The organism is Streptomyces sp. NPDC004561, from assembly GCF_053602155.1.
In genome coordinates, this window is record NZ_JBSGDB010000733.1 from 1 (window position 1) to 2974 (window position 2974).

At 69.8% G+C, this 2974-nt stretch carries 3 protein-coding genes and 1 pseudogene; 1 reads left to right on the top strand and 3 read right to left on the bottom strand.

Annotated features, from left to right (window positions below; translation table 11 throughout):
• The 3 genes from ACWEN3_RS44420 to ACWEN3_RS44430 all read right to left on the bottom strand — a co-directional run.
• A partial coding sequence (locus ACWEN3_RS44420) for a phosphotransferase family protein (protein WP_452983816.1) occupies window positions 1–947 on the bottom strand: 947 nt, incomplete at its 3' end.
• A 228-nt stretch (window positions 948–1175) separates the two neighbouring features.
• Window positions 1176–1331, bottom strand: coding sequence for a DUF6131 family protein (locus ACWEN3_RS44425; RefSeq protein ID WP_452983819.1), 156 nt, complete (start codon window positions 1329–1331; stop codon window positions 1176–1178).
• A gap of 138 nt (window positions 1332–1469) precedes the next feature.
• Window positions 1470–2315 (bottom strand): RNA polymerase sigma factor SigF, encoded by an 846-nt coding sequence (locus tag ACWEN3_RS44430; RefSeq protein ID WP_452983821.1) that lies wholly within the window; start codon window positions 2313–2315, stop codon window positions 1470–1472.
• A gap of 126 nt (window positions 2316–2441) precedes the next feature.
• On the opposite strand from ACWEN3_RS44430, the pseudogene ACWEN3_RS44435 reads away from it, so the two are divergent.
• A pseudogene (locus ACWEN3_RS44435) lies at window positions 2442–2937 on the top strand (lamin tail domain-containing protein).
• Window positions 2938–2974 lie beyond the last annotated feature (37 nt).

Below are 2974 nucleotides of genomic sequence, written 5' to 3' on the forward strand. Positions count from 1 at the left end.
CACCGGTGCAGGGACTCGGCGACGGCCGGGTCCTCGAGCACGGTGACGCACCAGGCGAAGTGCTCGTCACCGCCGCCCGGCGCGAAGGCGTCGCTCGTGGCCATCGCATAGGCGGCCCGGTACAGCAGGAGGTCGTCGACCGCGTAGCCGAACTCGTCGGCGAACCGCGTGGTGAGCTGCCGGGTGATCTCCGGGGCATGCTCGGTGCCCGCCGGGAAGATGGCCGCGGCCACGGCGGCGTCGAACCGGGGGTCCCCGCCCGTGGACAGGAAGCCGTAGTCCACGAGGGCGAGCGGCCGCAGGTCCTCGTCCACCAGCACGGTCTCTGGGAAGACGTCACCGTGGACGACCGCCTCGTCGGTACGGGGCAGCGAGCGCAGCTTCCGAAGCAGCCGGGCGCGCGTGTCGTCGAAGTCGCGGACATGCGTGGAGAGCCGGTCCGCGCACCGGCTGACCCGCCGGTCCACCAGGTCCGCCAAGGCGGATCCGAAAGTGGTGTGGCCTTCCCACAGCGGGCGTTCCTCGTCCAGCACAGGAAGGTGCTTGACCTCGTCGACATCATGGGCGTCCGCGAGGGCGCGCAGCACGCCGACCAGGCAGTCGACCGCTTCGGGCAGCACCTCGTCCGGGTCGTCGGTGCGGATCCTGGCCGCCAAGGGCTCGCCGGTCAGCTCCCGCTCCACGGTCATCGGGACACCGTCGATGTCCTCGACGGCGAGGATCTCCGGGGAGCCGAACGGCAGGTGCGCCGCGGCATGGGCGTAGAAACGCTGCATCCGCCGCAGTTCGGATCCCTGTCGGCGCTCCCACACCTTGGCGACCGTTCCGTCCCCGAGACGGTAGACGGCTCCCTCCACCGCCGCCTCGACGGGCCCGGCGTCGGGATATCCGGCGTCGACGAAATGTCGTACGCGCCGGGCCGTGGTGTCCCGTATCGCATCGGACATCTCGTGCCTCCTTCCGCCCCCGGCGTGAACGACCAGCGTCCGGCGCTGCGCGCCTCCGGTTCGAGGATGCGTTTCCCTCCCCGGCTGAAGCCGGGGATACCCACGCAAGATCAACGGATGGCAGAGCCACTGACATCCAGTGGCAGTGCTGCTGGTGAAGATGCGGCCGCTGGCCACGCGAGCGCCGCTGACAGCAGCTGGTAGTGGGCACTGCGCGCAGTCTAGCCCTTACCAGTAGTGGCGGCGGCCGGCGACGGCGTGGCCCATGGAGCCCAGGATCCACAGCACGGCGCCGATCACGGCAAGAACGATGCCGATGGTCCACAGAATGGATATGCCGGTGACGAAACCGACGACGAGCAAGATGATGCCGAGGACGATCACGGCCGCCTCCCGCTGCCAGTAGTACTCCCTTCACTGTGCACCTTCAGTGGCGATCTGTCCCACCGATGGCACGCGCGGAAGTAGCCGGCCGCTGGGTGGTGGCGTGGTCGGGCGGCTGAGGCCGGGCGTGTGCTGCTGTCAGCGGGTGGTGAGCATGCCTTCGCGCAGCCGGGCCAGGCAGCGGGAGAGGAGCCGGGAGACGTGCATCTGGGAAATGGCGAGGCGTTCGCCGATCTGGGCCTGGGTGAGTTCTTCCACGAAGCGCATGTGGATGATCTGCCGGTCGCGTTCGTCGAGTGCGGCGATCATCGGAGCGAGGGCGTGGAAGTCCTCCACGAGTTCGAGGGCCCGGTCGTCGGTGCCGATGACGTCCGCCAGGGCCGTCTCGCCGTCCTCGCTGCTGCTGATCGCAGCGTCCAGGGAGGAGGAGGTGTAGCCGTTGGAGGCCAGGCGGGCCTCACGGACTTCGTCCTCGGACAGGCTCATCAGCTCCGACAGCTCCTTCACCGTCGGGTCGCGGTCCAGGCGGCTGCGGAGCTCTTCGGTAGCGCGGGCGAGCTGGACGCGGGCCTCCTGAAGCCGGCGCGGCACGTGCACGGCCCAGGTGGTGTCACGGAAGAACCGCTTGATCTCGCCGACGATGTAGGGGATGGCGAAGGAGGCGAACTCCACCTCCCGCGTGAGCTCGAACCGGTCGATCGCCTTGATCAGGCCGATCATCCCGACCTGGACGATGTCCTCCATCTCCTCCGGCCCACGGCTGCGGAACCGCCCCGCCGCGAAGCGCACCAGGGACATGTTCATCTCGATCAGCGTGTTGCGCGCGTAGCTGTACTCCGGCGTGCCCTCCTCCAGCACCGCCAGCTGATCGAAGAACAGGCGGGACAGCTGCCGGGCGTCCTTCGTTGCCACCTGGGACGGGTCGGCGACCTCCGGCAGACCACTTACCTTCGTGTCCGTCTTCGCCGCAGTCACTGTCGCCATGATGCTTCCCTCCCCTATTCCTGCACGCTGCCGGCCTGCCGCGGGCCGACGACCGCGCGTCTACCCCGGCATCCGCAGGTCACGCACACAGCGGAAAACGGGTGCGCCGTCTCGCCTACGGGGCAGCTGTCGCCTCGGCCTCGAAGCCACCATCCCGCACCGGCGGAGATCCGAGGAAGAGACTCGCAGCAGACGGTCGGGCAGGACTGGATTCCCGGTCAGCAGGCCGACGAGTCGGGGTGTGCTGCCGGACGTTGGCGCAGCCCGAACAGTACGTCGCATCCCGTGATCTCCAGCACCCGGATGAGGGTCGGCGCCCGCAGGCCCGACGCCGACGGCCACACCTACACCTTCCACCACGTCTGGCTTGCCGGCCGGGCCACCGTCCGCGTCCACACCGGCTACGGCCGCGACACCCGCACCGACCTCTACCAGGACCGCCGGGCCTACGTGTGGAACAACGACGGCGACACCGCCACCCTGCGCAACGACCACGGCCGCTTCATCGACGCCGTCTCCTGGGGCCGCGACCACCGCCGCGCCGGCGACAGCCGAGACCACCGCCCGGGGCGACCAGCGCCATGGCGGCGACCGTGACCAGCGCGGCGGACACCGTCACTGACCCCGGGCCGGCAGCGGCTGACGCCGGCCAGTGACCA